21 protein-coding genes, 1 tRNA gene and 1 other RNA gene are annotated in these 25,292 nt (G+C 47.9%); 3 read left to right on the forward strand and 20 right to left on the reverse strand.

Going from position 1 to position 25,292, the window contains the following annotated elements:
- Positions 1–48: 48 nt before the first annotated feature.
- The 20 genes from GVY42_RS06150 to GVY42_RS06245 all read right to left on the reverse strand — a co-directional run bounded on the left by GVY42_RS06150 (position 49) and on the right by GVY42_RS06245 (position 21,429).
- Positions 49–1,062, reverse strand: coding sequence for a retron St85 family RNA-directed DNA polymerase (locus tag GVY42_RS06150; RefSeq protein ID WP_159562627.1), 1,014 nt, complete (start codon positions 1,060–1,062; stop codon positions 49–51).
- Between the two features lie 239 nt (positions 1,063–1,301).
- Complete coding sequence (locus GVY42_RS06155; protein WP_159565547.1) at positions 1,302–2,621, reverse strand: hypothetical protein; 1,320 nt, start codon at positions 2,619–2,621, stop codon at positions 1,302–1,304.
- Positions 2,622–2,749: 128 nt separating this feature from the next.
- Positions 2,750–3,105, reverse strand: a transfer-messenger RNA (tmRNA) gene (ssrA, locus tag GVY42_RS06160).
- Between the two features lie 49 nt (positions 3,106–3,154).
- Positions 3,155–3,625: an SsrA-binding protein SmpB gene (gene smpB, locus GVY42_RS06165; RefSeq protein WP_012726899.1), complete on the reverse strand. Its 471-nt coding sequence runs from the start codon at positions 3,623–3,625 to the stop codon at positions 3,155–3,157.
- 54 nt (positions 3,626–3,679) lie between these two features.
- Positions 3,680–6,085: a ribonuclease R gene (gene rnr, locus GVY42_RS06170; protein ID WP_159562629.1), complete on the reverse strand. Its 2,406-nt coding sequence runs from the start codon at positions 6,083–6,085 to the stop codon at positions 3,680–3,682.
- Between the two features lie 15 nt (positions 6,086–6,100).
- Positions 6,101–6,841 carry a carboxylesterase gene (locus GVY42_RS06175; protein WP_031422876.1) on the reverse strand — a complete coding sequence of 247 codons (741 nt, stop codon included), beginning with the start codon at positions 6,839–6,841 and terminating at the stop codon, positions 6,101–6,103.
- 102 nt (positions 6,842–6,943) lie between these two features.
- Positions 6,944–7,168 carry a preprotein translocase subunit SecG gene (gene secG, locus GVY42_RS06180; protein ID WP_012726902.1) on the reverse strand — a complete coding sequence of 75 codons (225 nt, stop codon included), beginning with the start codon at positions 7,166–7,168 and terminating at the stop codon, positions 6,944–6,946.
- 73 nt (positions 7,169–7,241) lie between these two features.
- The gene (locus GVY42_RS06185; RefSeq protein ID WP_012726903.1) at positions 7,242–8,129 is read right to left on the reverse strand and encodes a YitT family protein; all 888 of its coding nucleotides are present in this window, start codon (positions 8,127–8,129) and stop codon (positions 7,242–7,244) included.
- Positions 8,130–8,176: 47 nt separating this feature from the next.
- Complete coding sequence (locus GVY42_RS06190; RefSeq protein WP_159562630.1) at positions 8,177–9,517, reverse strand: glycosyltransferase; 1,341 nt, start codon at positions 9,515–9,517, stop codon at positions 8,177–8,179.
- Positions 9,514–10,722 carry a glycosyltransferase family 4 protein gene (locus GVY42_RS06195; protein ID WP_035387888.1) on the reverse strand — a complete coding sequence of 403 codons (1,209 nt, stop codon included), beginning with the start codon at positions 10,720–10,722 and terminating at the stop codon, positions 9,514–9,516. Before GVY42_RS06195 ends, GVY42_RS06190 begins: the two co-directional genes overlap by 4 nt.
- 21 nt (positions 10,723–10,743) lie before the next feature.
- Positions 10,744–11,625 (reverse strand): UTP--glucose-1-phosphate uridylyltransferase GalU, encoded by an 882-nt coding sequence (gene galU / locus GVY42_RS06200; RefSeq protein WP_159562631.1) that lies wholly within the window; start codon positions 11,623–11,625, stop codon positions 10,744–10,746.
- A gap of 232 nt (positions 11,626–11,857) precedes the next feature.
- Positions 11,858–12,655 (reverse strand): phosphotransferase enzyme family protein, encoded by a 798-nt coding sequence (locus GVY42_RS06205; protein ID WP_012726907.1) that lies wholly within the window; start codon positions 12,653–12,655, stop codon positions 11,858–11,860.
- Positions 12,656–12,894: 239 nt separating this feature from the next.
- A complete protein-coding gene (gene eno / locus GVY42_RS06210) occupies positions 12,895–14,187 on the reverse strand; it encodes a phosphopyruvate hydratase (protein ID WP_012726908.1) in 1,293 nt (430 codons plus the stop codon).
- Between the two features lie 36 nt (positions 14,188–14,223).
- On the reverse strand, positions 14,224–15,762 hold the full coding sequence (gene gpmI, locus GVY42_RS06215) for a 2,3-bisphosphoglycerate-independent phosphoglycerate mutase (protein ID WP_012726909.1): 1,539 nt from the start codon (positions 15,760–15,762) through the stop codon (positions 14,224–14,226).
- On the reverse strand, positions 15,763–16,515 hold the full coding sequence (tpiA, locus tag GVY42_RS06220; protein ID WP_078147302.1) for a triose-phosphate isomerase: 753 nt from the start codon (positions 16,513–16,515) through the stop codon (positions 15,763–15,765).
- An 18-nt stretch (positions 16,516–16,533) separates the two neighbouring features.
- A complete protein-coding gene (gene pgk / locus GVY42_RS06225; RefSeq protein ID WP_074036297.1) occupies positions 16,534–17,718 on the reverse strand; it encodes a phosphoglycerate kinase in 1,185 nt (394 codons plus the stop codon).
- Between the two features lie 97 nt (positions 17,719–17,815).
- Positions 17,816–18,823: a type I glyceraldehyde-3-phosphate dehydrogenase gene (gene gap, locus GVY42_RS06230; protein ID WP_012726912.1), complete on the reverse strand. Its 1,008-nt coding sequence runs from the start codon at positions 18,821–18,823 to the stop codon at positions 17,816–17,818.
- Positions 18,824–18,882: 59 nt separating this feature from the next.
- Positions 18,883–19,911: a sugar-binding transcriptional regulator gene (locus tag GVY42_RS06235; protein WP_084543053.1), complete on the reverse strand. Its 1,029-nt coding sequence runs from the start codon at positions 19,909–19,911 to the stop codon at positions 18,883–18,885.
- A 109-nt stretch (positions 19,912–20,020) separates the two neighbouring features.
- Positions 20,021–20,278 carry a glutaredoxin family protein gene (locus GVY42_RS06240; RefSeq protein WP_230872831.1) on the reverse strand — a complete coding sequence of 86 codons (258 nt, stop codon included), beginning with the start codon at positions 20,276–20,278 and terminating at the stop codon, positions 20,021–20,023.
- A 5-nt stretch (positions 20,279–20,283) separates the two neighbouring features.
- Positions 20,284–21,429, reverse strand: a complete 1,146-nt coding sequence (locus GVY42_RS06245; RefSeq protein ID WP_159562633.1) for a Fis family transcriptional regulator — start codon at positions 21,427–21,429, stop codon at positions 20,284–20,286.
- A gap of 118 nt (positions 21,430–21,547) precedes the next feature.
- On the opposite strand from GVY42_RS06245, the gene GVY42_RS06250 reads away from it, so the two are divergent.
- The 3 genes from GVY42_RS06250 (at position 21,548) to GVY42_RS06260 (ending at position 25,268) form a co-directional block, all read left to right on the forward strand.
- Positions 21,548–21,620: transfer RNA gene (locus GVY42_RS06250), tRNA-Arg, on the forward strand.
- A gap of 151 nt (positions 21,621–21,771) precedes the next feature.
- Positions 21,772–22,347, forward strand: a complete 576-nt coding sequence (gene clpP, locus GVY42_RS06255; RefSeq protein WP_012726916.1) for an ATP-dependent Clp endopeptidase proteolytic subunit ClpP — start codon at positions 21,772–21,774, stop codon at positions 22,345–22,347.
- Positions 22,348–22,502: 155 nt separating this feature from the next.
- Positions 22,503–25,268 carry a bifunctional diguanylate cyclase/phosphodiesterase gene (locus tag GVY42_RS06260; protein WP_159562634.1) on the forward strand — a complete coding sequence of 922 codons (2,766 nt, stop codon included), beginning with the start codon at positions 22,503–22,505 and terminating at the stop codon, positions 25,266–25,268.
- Positions 25,269–25,292: the final 24 nt, after the last annotated feature.

A 25,292-nucleotide genomic window follows, 5' to 3' on the forward strand; every position in this document is an offset into this window, starting at 1 on the left:
GCTGGTTTTTATTATTTTCCCTGTCTACTTGACGGGGAGCAGTTCAAATTAGCTATCCCAATTAATTTTTTTTAACTCATAGCTCAATTTTTTACCCATTTCATTATCAACCATTAAAATGAACCTAACTAATCCAAAGTAATGCTCTTTAACATTTGTTTTTGTTTGAAGATTTTTTCTTTCTAGATGGCTTTGTACCCCAAATTTTTTCATATAGTAAATTTCTTGTCTAAGTGTTTTTGTAATCTCTTTAGGAACTGATAATTTTTGATTTACTATTATTCCAGTTATTTTTTGCCTTTGACTCTTATTTAATAGTTTAGTTTTGAGTTCATTAATCCAAAAGCCTTCTTCAATTAATATCCATTGTACCATTTCAACGATATTTGAAGGTATGAATTCCCCTGAAAAAGTAATATCATCAGCGTATCGAGAAAAATTAAGATTATTCTTTTTAGCAAGACCATTTAATCTTATATCAAGATGCCTACAAATTAAATTAGAGATATAAGGACTTGTTGGAGCACCCTGAGGTAAACAGTTTTCATGAGTACATAGTTTAGTTAATGCTAAAGATATACTATTGTTGTAACCAAATGATTTAAATAAGCCATAGACTCTATTAGAAGTAATGGTCGGAAAAAAATCTTTAATATCTATTTTTAAAACAAATTTTTGATTGGTATGAAAATTAGCATTAGTAACAATAGATTTGTCTAAAGTAAAGCCAGTTGCTTTTTCATTTACTTCAAAGTTATATAGTATGTAATCTAAAATCCATCTTTGGACTTTTTTTAACTTATCAGACGGCAAAGAGAGCTTCCTAGTGCCTGATCCATTATTTTTAGGAATCTCAATATTATGATACTGATTGGAATTCGCATAATAAACTTGTTTAAAATCTGACCGCTTAAGTCCTAAAAGTCTTCTTAAATGTTCTAAATCAAAAATTACTGGAATGTCTTTATCTAAAAGACTTTGAGCGTAGGAAATAATGAATTCAACATCGACCGAATTCAAATCTCTAGACATTAATTCTTGCTTTAAAATCGAAAGATCCATAATCCTTATTCACCCTTACTTAAATAAAAAATAATAATGGAGTTACTTGCATTTTAAGCGCTATCAAATCAATGATAAGAACTAACAAAATTATGTATTGAACTTCAAAATATAATTTTGTTAGATTGAAATAACGCGAGTTTATTTCAACACTGCGCTCCTCCTTAAAAGGAGCGCAGTGCTTGAATTAAGTACCGTTATTTATTGAAGACCGACTCGGTCTTCAAAAACTAAGTCCATTATTTCCCCTCAACTATCTTAGGAATATAAAAATTATCGACAGTTAGAGAATCTTCAGTTTTTCTAACAAAAATTTCTTGAGTTAATTTTGAAAATAAAGTTTTGTTTAAATTTAACTTTTTCAAAAATTCTAAACCGATGTCTGTTAAAAAATCTGATTCGTTAATAAAATCTTTTTTTAGTAAAGAGTGTCTCAATTCCAGTAACTGAGAATCATTGTACCTTAGAATTTGTTTGATTTCAATCTTTTCAAAAGAGTCTTGATGATTATTTAAATATACTAGATACATTAATTCTTTTATATCATATGTTCCGGATAAATGCTTTGGAACTATTAAACTTAAATTATAGTTTATATTTTCTCTAATAGCTGAATGCTTTTTATTTCCATGAAAATCAATTGTTTGATTGTTTGTTCGTGGAAAAAGAGCGTTCCAAGCTTCGTCCTCATCCCACCAATAACTACTGATTGTATTATTTGGACAGTTCCTATAAAAAGTACAAAGCGCTTCAGTTTCACCATATCCTAAAGGATTTTTGCTATTAATAATGTTTTTTTCAAATGTTAATAATTTTGATTTTAAGACATGGTTGAGATAATCATCTCCTTTCAAAAAAATACTTGTTTGTATTTTTGTATATCTCAATTTAGCATTTGTGTATCCAAATTCTTCAAAAGCCTGAATAATAGTTTCGTATGCTTTTTTAGTAATGTGAATAACATATATGATAACTTCTTTTTCACTAATCATGTCTGCACAAACTTTCAAGAATTTTTTTATGGTCTTTCCAGTACCAGAAAAGTCATCTATGCATACAATAGTTTCTATGTATGATAATTTTCCATAAACTTTTATTATCTCAGCGTTTGTATCTCTATTAGGTTTTTTTAATTCCTTGGCCATCGCTTTGTTTTCGACATCTAGATATAGCGCTATTAAACTCAATTGTTGATCATTTGATAAATCATTTATTTCAAAAAATTTATTCAAATAAAAATTTGAACTATTCGCTCTCGAAACATCTTTTTCACTAGGAATAGGAGAATATATTGTGTACTCTTCGTTAATATTAAGAATTAAATCTTCGTAAAAGCCCTTCAAAAGCTCCTCAACTTTTTCTCTTGAATAATATGTATAAAACTGCATTAAATATAGTAGTAAATTTGAAATCTCCAAATTTTCTTTTAGTTTATTTTGCCCTAAAAATTTCCCCATTTTTTGAGGAAAATTTTTAACATAGCGCTCAGAAGAATTTGATATCTCATTACTCTCTAAAAAATTGTTAACTATATTTTGAAATTTTTCTTCATTTGTCATGTATAAAACTCAGCACCTTTTTTGATTTTTTCCATTAAAATATACAATGAAACCCATTTAATTAAAAACTATTAAAAATAAAGAGACTATAAAAAAAGCTAAATCCTATAGATTTAGCTTTTACTTAAAAATGGAGACGGCGGGAGTCGAACCCGCGTCCGAAGGCATCGTAACGTATGCTTCTACGTGTGTAGTTTATCTATTGAATCTCGATGTGACACTGCCGATAAACAGGCGTTGTCGCATCCAGTCTGTTTCATCTCTTCTTCGCGCCCTCAGACGGCGAGGTTGAAGCGTAGCTTGCTTAGTTTGAGACCCTGAAAGTCATCCACACAAGCGATGGATGTCAGGATCCGCAGGGCACTTAGGCTGCTGCGAGTTGTGTGTTAGTTTTGCCAGTTATAGGCGTTTGCGTTTTAACGAGGCCGACCCCTCGACACGCCACATACGACCGACCTACCCCCGTCGAATCCATAACGTCCCCGAGGTGGTAATTGGTACTCTATTTAATATACCACAATTAGGATCCGTTGTCAGTATTTTTGCCGATCGCGCATCGCACGGTCGACGTCACGCTTCGCGTCTTTCTTCTTCAAGTCCTCACGTTTGTCGTACTTCTTCTTCCCTTTTCCGACGCCGAGCAGGCACTTGGCGAACCCGTTCTTGATATAAACCTTGAGCGGGATAATCGTGTAGCCATCACGCCCTGACGCCCCGATGAGCTGATTGATCTGCTTCTTATGCAACAATAGCTTTCGGACGCGGAGTGGGTCATGGTTGAAGCGGTTCCCCTGTTCGAACGGGCTGATATGACAGTTGTGAAGCGTCGCCTCGCCCCCGTCGAACCGGACGTACGCATCCGCGATGTTGATCTTCGATTGACGGACCGATTTGATTTCCGTTCCTGTGAGCACCATGCCCGCCTCAATCGTATCTTCGATCGCGTAATCGAAGGACGCCTTGCGGTTTTGGGCGAGTGCGTTCGAATCTTTCTTCTTGGCCATACACATTCAGTCCTTTATCTACAAGATACGGAGGAAGGGATAAGCCCTTCCCCGTCAGCGACGTTTCTTCGCACCTCGTTTGGCGTCGCCTTTTCGTTTGTGCTTGTCTTTCTTCTTCAGGTCGAGTGCCGAACGACCTTGGGAAGACTTCTCCCCGTCTCGTTTCGGTTTCTCACCTGGTTTGCCCGGCTTGCCAGGTCTTCCTGGTTTGCCGCGCTTCTTCTTGTCGTCCCGACCGCGACCGCCACGACGGTCTTTCTCGTCCTTCTTCGGACGGCCGCCTTTCGCTTTGATCGTCGTCGGTTGGCGACGGCTTGACTGTTCTCGTTTCGGCATGCCGACGACCGTGAAGTCGATCGTCCGCTCGTCTAAGTTGACGGCATCGACTTTGACACGGACGGCGTCCCCGATGCGGAATTGACGTTTCGTCCGCTCGCCGAGCAACATGAGCTGTGATTCGTCGAAGTGGTAGTAGTCATCCATCGACTGGAGACGGACAAGCCCTTCGATTGTATTCGGAAGTTCGATAAACATCCCGAAGTTCGTGACGCCGGCGACGACACCATCGAACTCTTCACCAAGATGGGCTTCCATGTATTCGGCTTTCTTGAGCGCCTGTGTCTCGCGCTCTGCGTCGACCGAGCGACGTTCCCGTTTCGATGCCTGTTCGGCGATCGCCCCGAGACGGTCCTCGTACTTCGCGATCGTCTTCTCCGACAAATCGTTGTTGAAGACGTACGTGCGCATGAGACGGTGGACGATCAAGTCCGGATAACGACGAATCGGTGACGTGAAGTGCGTATAGAAGTCCGTCGCGAGTCCGAAGTGACCGAGCGAGACGTCGTCATATTTCGCCTGTTGCATCGAACGAAGCATGATCGTGCTGATGACCGGCTCTTCCGGTTCCCCGTCAATCGCCTTCAAAATCTTTTGAAGCGTCTTCGGTTCGACCGTCTGCCCTTTGATGCGTTCAATATGCACGCCAAAGTTTGCGACAAAGTCGAAGAAGAAGTCGAGCTTGTCCGGTTTCGGATTGTCGTGGACACGATAGATGAACGGCACGTCCATCTTGTGGAAGTGTTCCGCAACCGTCTCGTTGGCCGCGAGCATGAACTCTTCAATCAACTTCTCGGCGACCGAACGTGGACGAAGCACGATATCTGCCGGCTTCCCTTCCTCGTTGACGACAACCTTCGCCTCGGCGAAATCGAAGTTGATGGCACCGCGCGAATTCCGGCGTTTCCGAAGGACTTCCGCAAGCTCGGCCATGAGGTCGAACTCACCGATGAACGGTTCGTACTTTTTCAACGTCTCTTCGTCATCACGTTCGATGATTTCACGGACGTTCGTATACGTCATCCGCTCCGTCGTCTTGATGACGCTCGGGAACAGGTCATGGCGAACGACCTTCCCGTTTTGCGGGGAGATCTCCATGACGCAGCTGAGCGTCAAGCGGTTGACGTGCGGGTTGAGGGAACAGATCCCGTTCGAGAGTCGGTGCGGCAACATCGGAATGACGCGGTCGACGAGATACACACTCGTCCCGCGCTCGAGCGCCTCGACGTCGAGCGGTGAGCCCTCTTTCACGTAATGCGAGACGTCGGCGATATGGACACCGAGCTCATAGTTGCCGTTATCGAGTTTTTTGACGTGGACGGCATCGTCCAAGTCTTTCGCATCTTCGCCGTCAATCGTGAAGATCGTCTCGTCACGAAGGTCGACGCGTCCGATGAAATCTTTCTCGTCCGCTTCGTCCGGTACCGCGTTCGCCTGAGCGATCACGTCCTCCGGGAACTCCGTCGGGATGCCGTGCTTATAGACGATCGACAAGATGTCGACGCCAGGGTCGTTCTTATGCCCGATGATGCGGACGACGTCACAGGCACCGGCGAAGCGTCCGTCCGGATACTTCGTGATGCGCACGACGACTTTATGTCCGTCGACGGCACCGAGTGACTTGTCCGGGTTGACGACCGGCCAGAAATTGATGCGTTTGTCATCCGGTTCGATGAAGGCGAACTGGTCGAGTCGACCGCTCGGGAGCGTATACGTCCCGACGAACTCGGAGAGTCCGCGCTTCAGTACTTTCAATAAAATCCCTTCCGTCTTGCCACGGTTGTCCTCGCGTTTTTTGACGAGGATCGTATCGCCATGGTAGACGTCCTTCAGTTGGTCGGGCGGCAAGAACACATCTTCCGCTTCCCCTTCGACCGACAAGAAGCCGAAGCCGCGCTGATGAATCGAGATGATCCCCGCGACTTGTCCGAGCGTGGCGAGCGTCCCGTAACGGTTCGTCCGCGTCCGGCCGATGGCGCCCTCTTCCTCGAGGGCATTCAATGTGCGAATGAGCTCTTTAAAGTCATCCGTCGACGCGAGCTGTAATCGCTCGGTCAGTTGATCGACAGAGAGCGGTTTCTCGCTCGCCTGTAGAATCTCTAATAATTGGTCACGTAAATTCAACGTGACACCTCCTTCTTAGACTGACCAGTCTAACGTTTCGAGAAAATCGAGCACGTCCTGGTGCAGTTTCTCTTTTTCTTTGTCGAGTGTGATCACGTGTCCCGAGTTCTCATAGATGAGCAACTCTTTTTGGAACGTGTTGACCGCCTCGTAAATTTGATTCGCCGATTCCGGGTCAATCATGTTGTCTTTGGCGCCTTGGACGACGAGTGTCGGGACGAAGATGTCCTCGAGCTTCGACGCCGTGTCGCGGACGAAGGCACGGAGGTCTTTCAATGTTGGCATCGGTTTGAACTCTGCCATCTCCTGCTCGATCTGTTCCGGCGACTTTTCTTCTCTACCCTTATATTCTCGGGCATATGCCTGGACTCCTTTATACAAGCGGTCCTCGGCATCGATTCCCGTCGGTGCGCACATCGGGATGACCGCCTTGACGTCTTTCTCCTCGGCGAGACGGAGCGACATCACGCCGCCTAGCGAGAGTCCGCAGACGACGATCTCCTCATGACCTTTGTCGACGAGCGTCTGGTAAGCGTCCAAGACGTCTTCCCACCAGTCTTTCGGTCCATATTGGAGTAATTCTTCCGGTGGGACGGCATGACCACGATAGATCGGTCCCATACATGTGTATCCTTCTTTTTGAAGGAAGCGACCGAGCATGCGGACATCCGCGCTCGATCCAGTGAAGCCATGTAACATCAACACGGCACGTTTTCCGCCCTCGAAGAAGAACGGTTTTGGTGCTGTCACTTTCATTTGATCTGTCATCTCCTCGTATCTACATTATTCCCAAAAAATAAATCGAAAAAACAAAAGCTGACCGCCTCACGTGAAAATCGAGAACGATCAGCCTTATCATCATAATGATGCGACTAGTAATCCTAAAATGAAAAACAAAGTGCCTAGTACAGCTGCAGTTCGGTTCAAAACAGCATCGAAGCCGCGTGCTTTCTGGCGTCCGAACAACTGCTCCGCGCCACCTGCAATCGCTCCAAGACCTTGCGACCGACCTGACATGAGCAGTACGACGACAATCAATAAGACAGCCACGACAAGTAGGCTGATTGTAGCGATCGTTTGCATAGTAGTCAGTTCCTCCTTCTATTTACACGCCTTTTATTATATAGAAGTTATCAATAAAACACCAGCATTCAAATTATCGGGACGGGTAGCTGAACCCTTCGCCGATGACTTCCTTCACCTGGTGGATGACGACGAAGGCACGGTCGTCCGTCACTTGGACGATTTTTTTGAGTGGTGCGATCTGACGTTTGTCGACGATCATATACAACATGTTCTTATCCTGCTTCGTGTAGTAGCCATGTCCATGGATGATCGTCGCCGAGCGTCCGAGCGTCTCCGTCAAGACGACAGCAAGCTCTTCTTGCTTATCGCTGATGATCGTGACGGCCTTGCGGATGTTGAGACCTTCCGCGACGAGGTCGATGACCCATGAACCGATGATGATCGCGATGAGCGTATAGAGAACGACTTGTTCCCCTAAGAAGAAGCCAGATGTCGCGACGACGATCGCATCGATGATGAACATCGAGACGGCGACACTCAAGTGGAGATAGCGTTCCATGAGACGGGCGATGATGACGCCCCCGCCGGTCGTCCCACCGACACGGAGCACCATGCCGATTCCGACCCCGATCATGATTCCGGCATAGACGGCCGCAAGCAGTTTGTCCTCGGCAGGGCTGCCCCAGTCATGTGTCAGACTGAGGAAGAATGACGTCGCGATGACGGCGATGACCGAATAGACCATTGTCCGACGGTCGAGCAGCTTATAGCCGACGATAAAGAGAATCCCGTTCCCGATGATCGACGTGAGCCCGAGGTCCCAGCCGAAGACGTAGTACAGGATGATCGTGACCCCGAGCAGGCCACCTTCCGAGAAGTCGTTCGGTACGGTAAAGTAGTTGACCCCGAACGAGAGAATGAAGGAACCCGCGATGATCCAGGCGATGTCCTTCACCGAGATGGTTTGTAGCTTGCGCCATACTTGTTGGCGCAATAGATGTTGTTGTTGACGTTTCATAAATGTCCTCCCTCCATAGAAAAAAGACCGCGGCAAAAGCCGCAGTCTTAAGATTGTACTGGCTTTGGCGCACCGTCTTTCATAATCGGCAACTTGCGCTCCGCGGCGTTCGCGTAGACGTTCAAGAGTGCCTCTTTTTCCAAATTCCAGTTATATTTCTCACGCGCGGTCTTCGTGTTCTCTTTGACACGCGCATAGAGTGCTTGGTCTTCAATCATCCGGTTGACGCCGTCCGCGATCGATTGTGGATCGTGCGAATCGACGAGCACCCCGACATCGTTCCCCGCAACGACCCGTTCGATTTCAGGGAAGTCACATGAGACGACCGGTACTTCGGCCATCAAATACTCAAACAATTTATTCGACGAGGCCGAGTAGTGGTTGAAGCAGACGTTGTTCAATACTTGGAAGCCTAAATAGGCATTCATCGTATAGTAAGGTAACGCTTCGACCGGTACTTTGTCAATCATCTTGACGCGATTGCCGACCCCTTCCGTCTCGATCAACTGTTGGATCGTCGGTTTGAGTTTCCCGTCCCCGATCATGACGAGCGTGCCTTCTTTGAAGTCTTTCGCCGCGAGCACGAGCTGTTCGAGACCCCGTCCCGCTTGAATGCCCCCTTGATACAAGAGGATCTTCTCGTCTTTCGGCAAATCGAGGAGTGCATGCAAGTCCTTACGGAGCGAGAAGTCGAGCGGACGGTAGAACGGATAGTTGTGGAGCACGTACGGATAGAATCCGTACAACTCTTCGTTGTGTGCCGCACGCGTATGGTTCTCGACCATCATCGTATCGACGAACGGCAAGAGCCAGCCCTCGAGGTTACTTTGAATATAGCCGTAACCCGTACGGTCCGTCTGTACCTCGTGCGAGTCGTAGACGATCCGACCTTTGTTGAACACTTTTCCAGCGAGGAGTGCCTGCGGGAGCGTGTTCAAATCGTTCGCATGGTAAAAGTCATACGATTTTTTCGTCGAAGCGAACACCATCTCGAGCATCGCACTCGCGTTGACGATTTGCTTACGTACTTGCGGCAACAAGACCGTCCCGACGGCCGCCCCGAGCGCGAGCATCGTGAACGGCGCGAGTAAGAACAACCCGGCACCGACGAGTCCGGCACCGATTTGGCGGGTCCGTTTCTCGCTCACCCATTGATACGTCTTCTTCGCTAACTTGAGCGCGTTGACGAGAATCGAAGGTTGACGCTTCACGCGGATGACGCGGAAGCCTTCCGGACGCATCTCTTCTTTTGGAAGCTCTTTATTTTTCGGATCTTGAAGCGCGATCAAATCGACTTCATAGCCTGCCTCGGCGAGTGCCGAGCACTCACGAAGGACGCGCGCATCATTCGTAAAATGGTTCCATACAAACATACATACTGACTTCATCGTGTTTCCTCCATCACTAACTGTTGTACGACTTGATCTAACACGTCGATATTCTCTTCCCAACATAAATTCTCTTTGACGTAACGAATCCCGTTCGCCCCGAGTGCCTCCCGTAAATCCGGTCGGTCGAGGAGCTTCCGCAGGATTCGCTCGATCTCATCGATGTCACGCTTCCGTGACACGTAGCCGACTTCCGCCGCTTCAATGACATTCGCCGCATGGCCTGACACTGCTGCGACAATCGGTTTGCCGACCGCCATATAGTCGATGAGTTTCCCAGGGATGACCGTATCAAACACTTCTTGCTCGATCAGGCTGACGAATGCGACGTCCGCATTTTTAATCGCCTGAAACGCCTCTGTCCGTGGCATCGCCTCGAGGAACAAGAAGTTTTGGAAGCCACGGTCTTTGATCGTCTGTTTCAACTCTTCTTTCCGATAGCCGTAGCCGATCAATTTGAAGTGGATCCGTGGCTCATCCCGGAATCGCTCGGCGAGTTCGAGTAACAACGACACATCCTGGGCAAGACCCATGTTCCCGGCGTATAAGATCTCCATCCGGTCGTCCGGTGGGATCGTCCGCTCGAGTGTTCGCTCCGCTTCCCGGATCGAGTTCGGCATGTAGTGAATCTTCTCGTTCGGCACACCGCGCTGACGAAGATAGCTGCGGAACCCTTCCGAGTTGATGATGACTTCATCGGCGACACGATACAGTCGTTTCTCCATCCAAAAAGCCGGCGTGAGCACCCAATCGTACTTGAAGACGCCGACACCTTTCACCGATTCTGGCCAAAGGTCACGGACGTCCAAGATGAACGGGACACGATACTTTCGTTTCGCATAAGCACCGACAAACGCCATAAAAAAAGAAGGGGTCGTCGCAAAGACGACGTCTGGCTTCAATTCGAGCTTACGGACTTCCCGGATCCCTTTGACCATCTGTTCGAGGAATAGGAAAAGACGACTGACCATGTTAGACGTATGTTTCCGTTTCTTCGTGATGAGTCGCTTGATGAAAGGTTGGTCGTTTAACTCCCGGTCGTTCCAGAAGCGGTCGTCCTGATACATATCAAAGCTCGGATACGAAGGGGCGGCCGTGATGACCTCGACTTCATACCCGCGCTGCTTCATCAAATGCGTAATGTTTTGCATCCGGTTGCCGGCACTGCCGATTTCCGGATAATAGTTTTGACACACCATAAGCATTGTTTTCAAAAATAACACACCTTACTGTTGATCAAGTTCGTCCACAAGCCGTTTCAATAGGGCATGGACGTCATCTTTTAAATCAGGATCGCTGAGCGCGTGGCAAATCGTCGTCTCGACGAACCCAATCGGCTCTCCGACGTCGTAACGTCGACCGTCAAATTCGTAGGCGAAGACCGTCTGCGCCTCATTCAAGCGTGCGATCGCATCCGTCAATTGAATCTCACCCCCGGCTCCCGCCTCTTGTCCCGACAACGCCTCAAAGACGTCCGGTTTCAAGATGTAGCGACCGAGGATGGCGAAGTTCGACGGGGCCTCATCAATGGGCGGTTTCTCCACGAACGTCCGCACCGGGATGAGCTTCCCTTCGACGGCAAGCGGGTCAATTATACCATATCGGTTCGTCATTTCATACGGGACACGCTGCACCCCGATGATCGAACGATCGTGGGCCTCATATTGGTCGATCAACTGCTTCGTTGCCGGCACATCGGATTCGATAATATCGTCCCCGAGCAAGACGGCGAATGGCTCGTCTCCGATAAACTTCCGGGCGCACCAAATCGCATGACCGAGACCTTTTGGCTCCTGTTGGCGTATGTAGTGAATGTTCGCCAAATTCGAGGAATGTCGGACCGATTCGAGCAAGCGCGTCTTCCCTTTCGATTCGAGGTTCTGTTCCAGTTCGAGCGCACGGTCGAAATGGTCTTCAATCGCCCGTTTGTTCTTCCCCGTGACGATGATGATGTCCTCGATGCCTGAAGCGACGGCTTCCTCGACGATGAACTGGATCGTCGGCTTGTTGACAATCGGCAACATTTCTTTTGGCATGGCTTTCGTGGCAGGAAGGAAGCGGGTGCCGAGACCGGCGGCTGGGATGATGGCTTTACGTACTCGTGTCATAAGCATGGGCTCCTTTACTCGTTATGTAGAGAGTATACCCAAATTTTGTGCAAACTGACACAAAAGAGAGGTCATGACAATGTTGTCATGACCAATCGTCATTCCGGTGCGATTTGAGATAGTACCAAATGCCGAATCCAATGAGCAATACCAAGAAAAGAAATCCGAGCATCATCACGAAAATCGCCTCCCCATTCATGCTTCATTTTCTATATTCCCGCTTCAGATTGTTTCAGAACCACTTCTGTCCATGCGTTCGAATAAATCGAAGTTCCTCTTGGTAATGATCGTAATGTCCTTCGTCAATCATCTTTTGGAAGGCGACGTCTCCTTCCGCAGCTTTTCGTTTCATCAAGAGACAGAGCGCTTCAATCCGTCGTTGTAACATATCGAACAAGTCGACCTCCGCTTGCTCCCAACCATAGGCTTCGAGAAACAACGATACACGCTCTTTATAGATCGCATCGTCTCGATCGGCATCATAATAGATGACTTCCCCTGTTTCAGCTTGATGGCGACGACTGAGCGGAACGAACGTATAAAGGGCATAGACGATATCCCAAGCTCTCGGACCTGGCGCAGCCAAATCAAAGTCGATGATTCCTGCCACTTTTCCTTCATGGAAAATTGTATTGTAGACAGCGAAGTCGTTATGACAGATGACCTCTAACGGTTGTGGTGTGTGATCGATTGGCTCCCATTCGGATGTCCATTCAAAATCGATTGACGCATCATGCAGTCGTCTCATCAAGCGCGCGACGTCTTGAATCGCCTCATCAGCCCACATATAAGATTTAAGAGGATAGTCTGCCGTCTCCCCCTCGATATAAGTGAGCACCTCTCTTCTTGTTTCATCGATCCCGACAAAGCGTGGCACGCCAGACAGTTGCTTCGCCTCCAAATGCTTTAAATAGCAATGGATGCGTTCACTCCCCACTTTTTGCGAACGATAGACGTAGTTCCCTTTTCGATGAACGATGGATACGTTCCCGCCACTCAACCTTTTTTCTTGTTCATTCGATTGGTCCATCCAATCTCCCCCTACTTTTTATCAGTCACGTTCAGTATACAACACGAGGTCTCAATGACTAAGAAGTTCGACACAGAGCGTTAGCGTCCGTCGAAGCGGTACCGTGACTCTTGCAGGAAAGCCTCGGTGCCGCATGACGGATAGACGATCGATCCAGTCATCCCACCCTCAATTGAAGGTCATTCAAATCACAAATCAAAAAAAACAGGCCCGCCGATTGGCGAGCCTGAAACAATCAATTATTTTTTGAGGTTGTAGAACGACTTGATGCCGTCGTATTTCGCTACATCGCCGAGCATGTCTTCGATGCGGAGAAGTTGGTTGTATTTCGCGATACGGTCTGTACGTGAAAGTGAACCAGTTTTGATTTGTCCAGCGTTTGTCGCAACAGCGATGTCTGCGATTGTCGCGTCTTCTGTTTCACCAGAACGGTGTGAGACGACTGCTGTGTAACCAGCTTTTTTAGCCATTTCGATCGCGTCGAATGTTTCTGTGAGCGTACCGATTTGGTTAACTTTGATGAGGATCGAGTTTGCGATTCCTTTTTCGATACCTTCAGCAAGTTTAGATGTGTTCGTTACGAAGAGGTCATCCCCAACGAGTTGAACTTTGTGTCCGATTTTGTCTGTGAGAAGCTTGTGGCCATCCCAGTCGTTTTCGTCACAACCATCTTCGATTGAGAGGATTGGGTACTTGTCAACGAGCTCAGCGTAGAAGTCTACAAGCTCAGCAGTTGTGAGTGACTTGCCTTCGCCAGCGAGTTCGTATTTACCAGTTGATTTGTCGTAGAACTCAGAAGATGCAACGTCCATTGCGAGGTAGACGTCTTCACCTGGTTTGTAACCAGCTTTTTCGATCGCTTCAAGGATAACTGTGATCGCTTCTTCGTTAGACTTCAAGTTTGGTGCGAAACCACCTTCGTCACCGACAGCTGTGTTAAGACCCATACCAGAAAGAACTGATTTGAGGGCGTGGAATACTTCAGCACCCATACGGAGCGCTTCACGGAATGTAGGCGCGCCAACAGGCATGATCATGAACTCTTGGAAGTCCACGTTGTTGTCCGCGTGCGAACCACCGTTGATGATGTTCATCATTGGTGTTGGAAGTGTCTTCGCGTTGAATCCACCGAGGTAAGTGTAAAGTGGAAGACCAAGCTCATCTGCTGCTGCGTGAGCTGCTGCCATCGATACACCGAGGATTGCGTTTGCACCAAGTTTTGCTTTGTTTGGCGTACCGTCGAGTTCGATCATTTTCGCATCGATTGCGTTTTGGTCGAATACATCGTAGCCGATGAGTTCTGGTGCAATCGTGTCGTTCACGTTCGCAACTGCTTTCAAGACACCTTTACCGAGGTAACGTGACTTGTCGCCATCGCGAAGCTCAACTGCTTCGTGCTCACCTGTTGATGCGCCTGATGGGACGAGGGCACGGCCGAAACCGCCGTCTTCTGTGAAGACTTCTACTTCTACTGATGGGTTACCGCGTGAATCTAAAATCTCGCGTGCGTAAATTTCTGTAATCATTGACATGAAAAATCGCTCCTTTTCGTTTGAAAAATAGTTGTATTATTTTGTAACGATTGACGAACCAGTCATTTCAGCTGGTTGCTCTCCACCGAGAAGGTGAAGAAGCGTTGGGGCGAGGTCGCAAAGTGCGCCGTCGAGAACTGGTTTCAGTTCGACTCCCTCTTTTGTGACGATACATGGAACAGGTTCCGTCGTGTGCGCCGTCATCGGTGAGCCATCCGGGTTCGTGACGATGTCCGCGTTCCCGTGGTCCGCTGTGATGATGGCCGCGCCACCTTTAGCAAGTAATGCGTCCACTACTTTACCGAGGCATTCGTCGACCGCTTCGATCGCTTTCTTCGTCGGCTCAAGCTTCCCTGAGTGACCAACCATATCCGGGTTTGCGAAGTTGATGATGTATGCATCATACTCATCTGACTCGATACGCTCGAGCAAACCGTCTGTGAGCTCATATGCGCTCATTTCTGGTTGCAAGTCGTACGTCGCGACTTTCGGTGAAGGGACAAGGAGACGATCCTCACCTTCGAATGGTTGTTCTTTTTGTCCGTTCAAGAAGAACGTGACGTGTGGGTATTTCTCTGTTTCTGCAGCACGGAGTTGTTTGTACCCTTGTGCAGAGAGCGTTTCCCCGAGTGTGTTTTTCAAATCTTCCGGTGGGAAGACGATATCCGTGTCGACCTCATCCGAGAACTTCGTCATCGAGACGAGCAAGATGTTCTCTGGATGTTTGCTTGAGAGTTCGAAGCCTTTGAAGCCGACTTTCTCTTTGAACACTTTTGCGAGTTGGATCGCCCGGTCCGGACGGAAGTTGAAGAACATGATGGCATCGTTGTCCTGGATTGTCGCGACCGGCTTGCCATCTTTTTCGATGACAGTTGGTAACACAAACTCATCCGTCAAATCGTTCTCGTAAGACTTCTTGAGAACTTCGACTGGGTCCGTGCCAACTTCGCCTTTACCGTTTACGAGGACGTCGTATACTTTCTCGACGCGCTCCCAACGGTTGTCGCGGTCCATGGCATAGTAGCGACCAGACACGCTAGCGACTTGACCGACACCGAGTTCAGCAAGCTTTTCTTCTGTTTCTTTGAGGAAACCAGCTCCTGATTTCGGATCACAGTCACGGCCGTCCGTGAACGCGTGAATGTACACTTTTTCGATGCCGTGGAGTTTTGCGAACTCAACGATGGCAAACATGTGATTGATGTGCGAGTGAATCCCGCCATCTGATACGAGACCCATGATATGGAGGCTCGAATCATGTTTCTTCACATGACCTGCCAAATGGTTCATCGCCTGACGGTCGAATAACGAACGGTCTTTGATTGCGTTGTTCACGCGTGAGAGTGACTGATAGACGACTCGGCCGGCACCGATGTTCAAGTGACCGACTTCTGAGTTCCCCATCTGTCCTTCCGGAAGACCGACGTACTCGCCTTTTGCGTTTAAGAGCGTATGTGGATACTGCTCCCAGTAGCGATCGAAGTTCGGTTTGTTCGCAGCCATGACTGCGTTTCCGAACGATTCGTCACGCATCCCGAAACCATCTAAAATGATGAGTGCGACTGGTCTAGCCATTTAAATCGCCTCCAACAATTTGAGGAACGAAGCGGCTTCAAGTGAAGCACCGCCGACGAGTGCGCCGTCGATATCTTCCTGTGCCATATACTCTTTGATGTTCTCTGGTTTTACAGATCCACCGTATTGGATGCGTACTGCAGCCGCTACGTCTTCACCGTAAAGACCTTTCACCACGTCGCGAACATATTTACAAGAGCTTTGCGCGTCTGCTTCGTCCGCTGATTTCCCTGTACCGATTGCCCAAACTGGCTCATACGCGATGACGAGTTGTTTGACTTGGTCAGCAGAAAGGTCAGCGAGGCCGCCTTCGACTTGTGTTTTGATGACTTCTTCGAACTTGTCGCCTTCGCGCTCCTCGAGTGTTTCACCGACACAAACGATTGGCGTAAGACCGTGTTCGAACGCTTTTTTCGTTTTGCTGTTGATGAACGCATCCGACTCACCGAAGTACTCGCGACGTTCTGAGTGACCGAGGATGACGTAAGTCACACCGAGGTCAGCGACCATCACTGGGCTGATTTCGCCAGTGTAAGCACCGCTATCTTTGTCGTACATGTTTTGTGCACCGAGCTTCAAGTTTGACCCTTTAGCTGCTTCTACCATCGGTGCGAGGAAAAGTGCTGGAGCACCAATCGCTGCATCTACTTTGTCAGTAGATGGGATGTTGTTTTTCACTTCCTCAACGAAAGCAACAGCTTCCGAGAGTGTTTTGTTCATTTTCCAGTTACCTGCAATAATCGGTTTACGCATCGATAACCCTCCTCTAAATTACTTGTCGTTCAACGCCTCGACACCTGGAAGTTTTTTGCCTTCCATGAATTCGAGTGACGCGCCGCCACCAGTTGAGATGTGACTCATCTTGTCAGCAAGACCAAACTTGGCTGCCGCAGCTGCTGAGTCGCCACCACCGATGATTGAGTATGCATCGCTGTCCGCAAGCGCTTGAGCGACACCTTTCGTTCCGTTTGCGTATTTATCGAGTTCGAATACGCCCATCGGTCCGTTCCATACGACAAGTTTCGATTCGCGAATCGCGTCCGCGTAAAGTTCGACTGTCTTCGGTCCGATATCGAGACCCATGTGATCCGCTGGGATCGAGTCGATATCGACTGGGCCGACATACGTTTCTTCGCCGAATTCTTTTGTGATGACGCAGTCGACAGGCATCAAGAATTTCACGCCTTTGTCTTCTGCTTTCTTCATGAATTGACGAGCGAGGTCAAGCTTATCCTCTTCAAGGAGTGACGTTCCGACTTCGTGCCCGAGTGCTTTCGAGAACGTGTACGAGAGTCCGCCACCGATGATGAGTGTGTCAACGATGTCAAGAAGGTGGTCGATGACCCCAATCTTATCCGCTACTTTCGACCCGCCGATAATCGCCGTGAACGGACGGTCTGGGTTTGAAAGAGCTTTACCGAGAACTTCAAGTTCTTTTTCCATCAAGAGACCAGCAACGGCTGTGTCCACGTGGTGCGCAATCCCTTCAGTTGAAGCGTGTGCACGGTGAGCCGCGCCGAACGCGTCGTTGACGTATACGTCAGCAAGTGCTGCGAATCCTTTTGCAAGTTCAGGGTCGTTTTTCGTTTCACCTGGGTAGAAACGAACGTTCTCTAAAACGACGACATCGCCTTCAGAGAGGTTAGCGACCGCTTCTTCTGCGACCGGACCGTATGCTTCTTCGACGAGCGGTACATCTTTTCCGAGGAGCTCAGCGAGACGCTTCGCTACTGGAGCAAGTGAGAACTCAGGGTTCTTCTCGCCTTTTGGACGGCCGAGGTGGCTCGCAAGGACGAGTTTCGCACCACCGTCAAGCAAGTGCTTGATCGTTGGAAGTGCGGCTTGGATCCGAGTTTCGTCTTGGATGACGCCATCTTTGAGTGGAACGTTGAAGTCAACGCGGCAAAAGACGCGTTTCCCTTTTACATCGATGTCACGAATAGACTGTTTGTTCATAACTTTCGCCTCCATATGTCGTGCGTGTCATTTCATAAATAGAGCGGAGAACAATCTCTTGTTTCCGCTCCTATTTGATTCTATTTAGTTCACGAAATTACTTCGCGATGTTAGCGAAGTGCTTAACTGTGCGAACCAATTGTGCAGTGTAAGACATTTCGTTGTCGTACCAAGAAACTGTTTTAACGAGTTGCTTGTCGCCAACTGTCATTACTTTCGTTTGAGTCGCGTCGAAGAGTGAACCGTATGTGATTCCAACGATGTCAGAAGAAACGATTTCGTCTTCTGTGTAACCGAACGACTCGTTCGCTGCTGCTTTCATTGCTGCGTTTACTTCGTCAACAGATACTTGCTTGTCGAGTACAGTTACGAGCTCAGTGAGTGAACCTGTAGCAACTGGTACACGTTGTGCAGCACCGTCAAGTTTTCCTTGAAGTTCAGGGATTACGAGACCGATTGCTTTCGCAGCACCTGTTGTGTTAGGAACGATGTTCGCTGCAGCTGCACGCGCACGACGGAAGTCACCTTTCGGGTGTGGAGCGTCAAGCGTGTTTTGGTCGCCAGTGTAAGCGTGGATTGTCGTCATGAGACCTTCAACGATTCCGAACTGGTCTTGAAGTACTTTAGCCATTGGCGCCAAGCAGTTTGTTGTACAAGAAGCACCTGAGATAACTGTTTCAGTACCATCGAGGATGTCGTGGTTTGTGTTGTAAACAACAGTCTTCATGTCACCTGTAGCAGGAGCCGAGATAACAACTTTCTTCGCGCCAGCTTTCAAGTGAAGCTCAGCTTTTTCTTTTGAAGTGAAGAATCCAGTACATTCGAGAACGATGTCTACACCGAGGTCTCCCCATGGAAGTTCTTCAGGGTTACGGTTAGCAAGCGTGATAACTTTCTCTCCGTTTACGAGGAAGTGATCGTCGTGTACTTCAACTTCTCCGTCGAAACGACCTTGAGTCGTGTCATACTTGAGAAGGTGCGCAAGCATCTTCGTGTCTGTCAAGTCGTTGATTGCAACAACTTCGATTCCTTCGTTTTTGATGATCTCGCGGAATGCCAAACGACCGATACGTCCAAATCCGTTAATACCAACTTTTACTGCCATGTTAATTTCCTCCTTAGGGTAGAAGCTATTTATTGAAGAGCCAACGGGGGGTCAACTCTTTAATAACAAGTTAATAATTCTTTCGCCGCACCTTCGTCTGTGACGAGGATGATGTTCGACGTGTGTTTCGCATAAGCGGCGATTGCCTGTGCCTTCGATTTTCCTCCGGCAACCGCGATGACGGCATCCATGTCATCCAGCTCTTCGAGTTGGATCCCGACCGTCTTGACGCGATGGACGATCTCACCTTCAGCATTGAAATAATATCCGAATGCCTCGGCGACGGCGTCATGCCGTTCAATCATCCGCAAATGCTCCGGTGATGCGTGACGGCGCTTTGCCATCGTTTCTGCCTCACCAATTCCATGTACCACAATTCGCGCCGCTCTAATCATTTCCAACACATTTTTGATGCTAGGTTCCTCCACCATCCGGTCGAACGTTTCTTGTGATACTTCATCCGGAATATGTAGAAGATGATAGTCTGCGTGGGCCCGGTCCGCCATGCGTGAACAGACGGTGTTCGCCTGAAGTTCAAGCGTTTCGCCGAGACCTCCGCGTGCGGGCACGAAATGCATCGGGCGTTCTTTTTTATCGGGCGACATCATCGCCGCGACCGATGCCATCGTCGTTCCTCCCGTTACCGCAATCACATTATCATCCGGTGCGAGCCGCGCTTTTAGTTGCGTGACCGCCGCCCGTCCGATATCGCGTTGGACCCAGAATGTCTCATCCGAGTCACCCGGTACGATGACGACTTGGCGAACCCCTAATTTCTCTTCGAGCTCTCTTGCCACTTCTGAGATCCCGAGAAGTTCTCCCATGATCTCGTGCAAGTCTCGTAAGACGTTTCGTCCCGTCTCACTGAGGGAAATTCCTTGAGTAGCGACGTAAAGAAGACCTTGATCTTTCAAAAAGTCGACTTCTCGTCTGAGTACCCGTTCGGTCAGTCCCAAGCTCGTTGCGAGTGTCCTGCGGCCAATCGGCTGCATCAAGCGGACATAATGTAAGATATCGTAACGATGTCGGAGCGTATCGAGCAGGTCAGGGACAATTTGCTTCTGAACGTGAATCAGTTGCTGGATCATGCTCATACCCCCTCGACTTTCAGTGTGGACAACTTTTGTCCCACTTTTTTATTTGCGTCCCACCGCTACGAGTTCATCTTATCAATCACTTTTCCGTCTGGCAACCCCTTCAAACGTTTTTTTTCGATGTAAGCGTATACTTAACAAAATCTTCAACTTTGTTGTCATCATATCGCCCTTGACTGATGACCACACCTTCATGTATGAGAACGGGGATTTCAAAGAGGTACTTTGCCTCGAGCACCTCATCCCCGGTGATGTCGATCTGTTCGAGTTCGATCGGGTAATCTTCCTGTAACCATTCGAGCATGACGACCGCCTCGTCACATAGTGAGCAATTATCACGTTTATATAAAGTAAGTTTCATTTCCGTCATCCCTTCCATACCTGTCGCTCGCGCTCGCGCGAATTACCGAATCCAAGCTCTTCCCGATAGTTCGTCACCGTCCGCCGGGTCACTTGATAACCGTATCGAATCAATTCATTCGCAAGCGCCTGATCACTTTGTGGTGCCTTCTCTCGTTGAATCAGTTCTGCGAGTGCCCGTTTAATCATAAATGGTGAATGCCCGCGACTTGTAGACCGAACAAAAAAGTGTCGCCATTCCATGATGCCACTCTCGGTCTTGGCGAACTTCCCTTGGATGGCTCGTCCGACCGTCGATTCATGTTTTCCGATGAGCTGCGCGACCGTCCGTCGGGTCAACGGATTAAGGACAAGTTCCCCTTTGAGCCACTCGGTCTGACGTGCTTCAATGATTGACCAAATCTCACGCAGCGTTTCGTTCCGCATCGAAAGGGACGTCATCCACCATTTCGCCTCACGGTCATTCCCGACACGCGTCTCGTCGAGTTCCGGACTGAGCCACGTCGTGACGAGTGTCCCCTCTTCATAGCGTACCTCGACTTCCGGAAACACGTGACCCGTTTCTTCATATAGTAGAGGACGTTTCGGAAGTGTCGCGACGATTCGTTCCAGTCTTGCCAATTCCTCCTCTGAAATAGCAAGAGCAGTCGTCATCTGTTGAGGACTCACCCCACTCTCAATCGCTTCGAATACATCGACGATGCGAGGGTCCTCATGTTCGATCGCATGTCGATATTGACACTCCCGTTCTGTTCTCGCCCCGATCCCCGTCGGTTCAAGAAATAAAAGCGCCTGCCTCGCCTGTTCGATTCGAGTGACGTCGACACCGAGTCGTGTCGCCAACACCTCATTCGCATCCGGCAATAATCCCCGGTGGTCGAGCAAGAGGACGAGTTGTCGTCGCAACGCTTTCTCATCCTCACTGCCGCTACCCTCATAAATCTGTGTGAACAGCTTCTCCTCAAACGAGCTCGCCGCATCTGCAATCCAATCGATGCCCCCGCTCCCGATTTGAATGTTCGTGTTATGTCGTGCAAGACGCGCCAGCCGGAATGCGAGCGCAAGACGGTCCGCCTCAAGGACCGGTAACCGCTGCACGAGGTCTTGCGTCATCTGTTGTTGCTGGATTTGTTTTTGCTCCTGCCGTTGCATCGTTCTCCCCCCTCTTTTCTATTGTATCGAACCCGCTTCCGTCGCGCTCAAAAAAGCTATGTGAACAGGATTGCTTTTTCAATAAAACAAATGTATAATAAATTCGTGTCACAGATATGCACCCGTAGCTCAGGGGATAGAGCACTGGTTTCCGGTGCCAGGTGTCGGGAGTTCGAATCTCTCCGGGTGTATCAGATGTAGAGGTCAGGCAGATTGCCTGGCCTCTTTTTCGTTTCACGATAAGAAAATCGTGGAATAGGTGAAAAACGATGACTATCGTTTGACCATCATTGACTATACAGGTATGATGAAATTACAACCTACATAAAGGAGGCAGATTCAATGTTAATTCCAACAGTTATCGAACAGACAGGCCGTGGGGAGCGCGCGTATGACATCTACTCACGCTTGCTTAAAGACCGCATCATCCTTCTCGGAAGTGCGATTGACGACAACGTCGCGAACTCAATCGTCGCACAGCTCCTCTTCCTTGCGGCTGAGGACCCAGAAAAGGACATCTCACTCTACATCAACAGCCCAGGTGGTTCGATCACAGCGGGTATGGCGATCTATGACACGATGAACTTCATCAAGCCGAACGTGTCGACGATTTGTATCGGAATGGCTGCATCGATGGGTGCCTTCTTGCTCCAAGCCGGTGAAAAAGGAAAACGCTTCGCATTACCGAACGCAGAAATCATGATTCACCAACCGCTCGGCGGCACACAAGGCCAAGCGTCAGACATCAAGATTCACGCAGAACGCATCATCAAGATGCGCGAGAAGTTGAACCAAATCATGGCAGAAAACACTGGACAGCCTCTTGAAGTCATCGAGCGCGATACAGAGCGTGACTACTTCATGGCAGCTGACCAAGCGAAAGACTACGGTCTCATCGACAAAGTCATGACACGTTAATTTTCCGAAAGACACACAATCCTAATTGGATGTGTGTCTTTTTTATTGACTTCTGAAACCTGCAAGTTAAAAAGATATTGACCCTATTTTCTGAACAAGAGACCTATAATAAATAGGAATATATAGATAATGTAGACCAAATCGGGAGGTTTATTTTGAAAAAATTATTACATTTCAGTTCAATTATTCCGTTTGATGATTCGGATAATCATGCTTCATTACCGGAATATTGGATGCATTCACCTGAAGCCATATGTGCTCTTACTAAAGATGATGAAATTTGGTTCGTCAACCCTTCGTTCGAAAAGTTGCTTTCAGAATCCATCGAAGAATTTGTTGAAATACTGTCAAACGAATTGGACCCTTTTGCGGAATCCATGACTTCGTTACACGATGGGATTCAAGTTCGTCTTCAACCGTCGAATCGTCTATTTCAATTGATGCCCGTCCCTATTTCTGTTCACCCTGAGATTACCTTGGTGTTCTCGGTGATGGAGCGAACATATGAAAATGAGCTCGCACAAGAACGCATGCGCTTTGATGCTTATCGTCAAGTCTTCGGCGACATTCACGGTCTCGCCCTCTTTGAGTTCAATTTAGAGACTCACTATTTCGAGACATTTGGATCATTGAAAGATATGTTCGGACTTAGCACTATTTCATCGGATACACATACACCGCTACTCTTCAAACAGTTACTCCATCCAGATGATTTAAATGTGTATTTAAAGATTCTTGGTGAGTTGATGATCGACCCTGAGATTGAGATGCGGGAGTCTGTTGTTCGAATCTTTCATTTAGAAGAATCGCAATACCACCATTATGTCGTACGTAGCCATTTATCTATGGATCGAAAACTACTTACATGCGCGGTGATGGATCAATCGGTCTACCAAACTGACAATGAGAAGATTGAGAAATTCAATCAGTTTATCGAAGCCGGGATGATGGAGTTTGATTTTCAGAGCGATACGTTCCAACACATCTCTCCTGGTCTATTCCGTATGATTGGATTTGAGATTGAGCCTTCTGATATCACGCTCGAATTTTGGAAGCAGTTTCTTCATCCAGAAGATTTGGAACTACTCACCTCATCACGTCATGAGACGTTACAAGGAGAATCCGCTACTTACATATATCGTGTTTATGTAAAGGATGAATTGAAGTGGGTGGAAGAAAAGCGTGACCCTATCTGGGATCAGAATAAAAATGTAACCGGTTACCGCTCCTATTTGAAAAATATTACGCGACTGCAAGAACAGGAGCAAGAAATCACCACATTACGGACAGTTGACCCGATTACGGGAATTGCCAATCGAGATACGTTAAAGACACATATCGAAGAACTACTAGAAGAGGCGCAATCCGTCACGATGATTGGAATTTCCTTCAATCACTATGCGGAGGTCAAACAAACACTAGGCTTTGAATTAGCGGATGAATGGAATGCCGTAACGATTGGCACGCTCCAACCTTACGTTCCTGAGGATGCCTTATTAGCTGTCATTCATGAAGATTTATATTGCATCGTGATTCCTAGTTATTGGACCGATGAGAGAGTCCGGCGTTTCGGTGAAAAGTTGACCACCTTGTCCGAACGCGCTTACAGCATCAGTGAGTATGAAATCTTCCCACACGTTTCCGTCGGTGTCTGTCGCTCCCCACATGACGGGATGACGGCGAACGAACTGATTGCCCATACCGTTCAGGTGACAAATCACGCTTACACACAGGGACATTCCAATCTGGCGTTCTATTCATCGAGCGTCGATTTGCCATCCTTGCGTCGCTATACGTTGATCAATGATTTACGCACCGCCATCAAAAATAGGGAGCTGTTTGTTGTCTATCAACCGAAAGTCCATGCGTGGACCGGTGAAATTGTTGGCGCTGAGGCACTGATGCGCTGGACACATCCAACTTGGGGACCCATCTCGCCTGCTGAATTTATTCCGTTGATTGAGCACAACCAACAGATTGTGGAATTGACGGACTTTTTAATCGAGGAAGTCTGTCGATTTATGAATCAGCTTCCGACATGCATCCCGATTTCAATAAACATTCCGGCTTCCTATTTCTATCTAGATAACTACATGCAACAAATTCAACAATCCTATACGAGACACAACATCCTACCTCATTATTTAGAAATCGAAATTCCAGAATCGACGCTATTGGAGAACCGAGATCGAATGAAGTCAGTGTTTGAGACATTGAATTCATTCGGCATCACCGTGTCATTTGACGACTTCGGTACCGGTTATTCTTCACTCGCGTACGTACAGGATTATAATATCCAAATCATGAAGATCGACCGAATTTTCGCACACGGCATCCATCAAAATGTGAAGTCACAAGCCATCGTCCGTAGCTTGATGTATATCGCAAAAGAATTTGGCATGGATATCGTCGTCGAAGGTGTCGAATGTTTCCGTGATTTGAATTGGTTGCGGGACCATGGTGTCCAAACGATCCAAGGTTATCTCTTCAGTCCACCGGTCGAGAGCGAGCAGATGATTCGTCTCCTTGATCAAACGTATTTACCTCCGACAGAAGTGAGTTCACTCGAAGGTCACACGATGTTGATTCCCGTTCAAATGATTTTTTCTCGCATCCAATCGTTCACGTCCGATTTGGGTCGAGCACCTGCCCTAGTGTCAATGGAAGATCGTAAGTCGTTCAAATTATATACGACCTTGTTTTTACCGCCGAACGATTTTTTACAGTTCTCCATTCTGATGAAATCGCAGGACCAACCGATTCCTGTCAACATCATCGGAACTCCCGACTTCGAGGACGGGATTTACACATATGAATTAGAGCCAATTGAACAGAGTTTACTAGAGGGCGCTACTGCGCACGCCTTCCATCTCACTCCGGAGCAAGCTAAAAATACGTTACATCTCCATCATTTCCTCTAAAAAAAGAACGCATCGATGGATGCG

Source organism: Exiguobacterium sp. 8A, assembly GCF_902506275.1.
GTDB classification, from domain to species: Bacteria; Bacillota; Bacilli; order Exiguobacteriales; family Exiguobacteriaceae; genus Exiguobacterium; species Exiguobacterium profundum.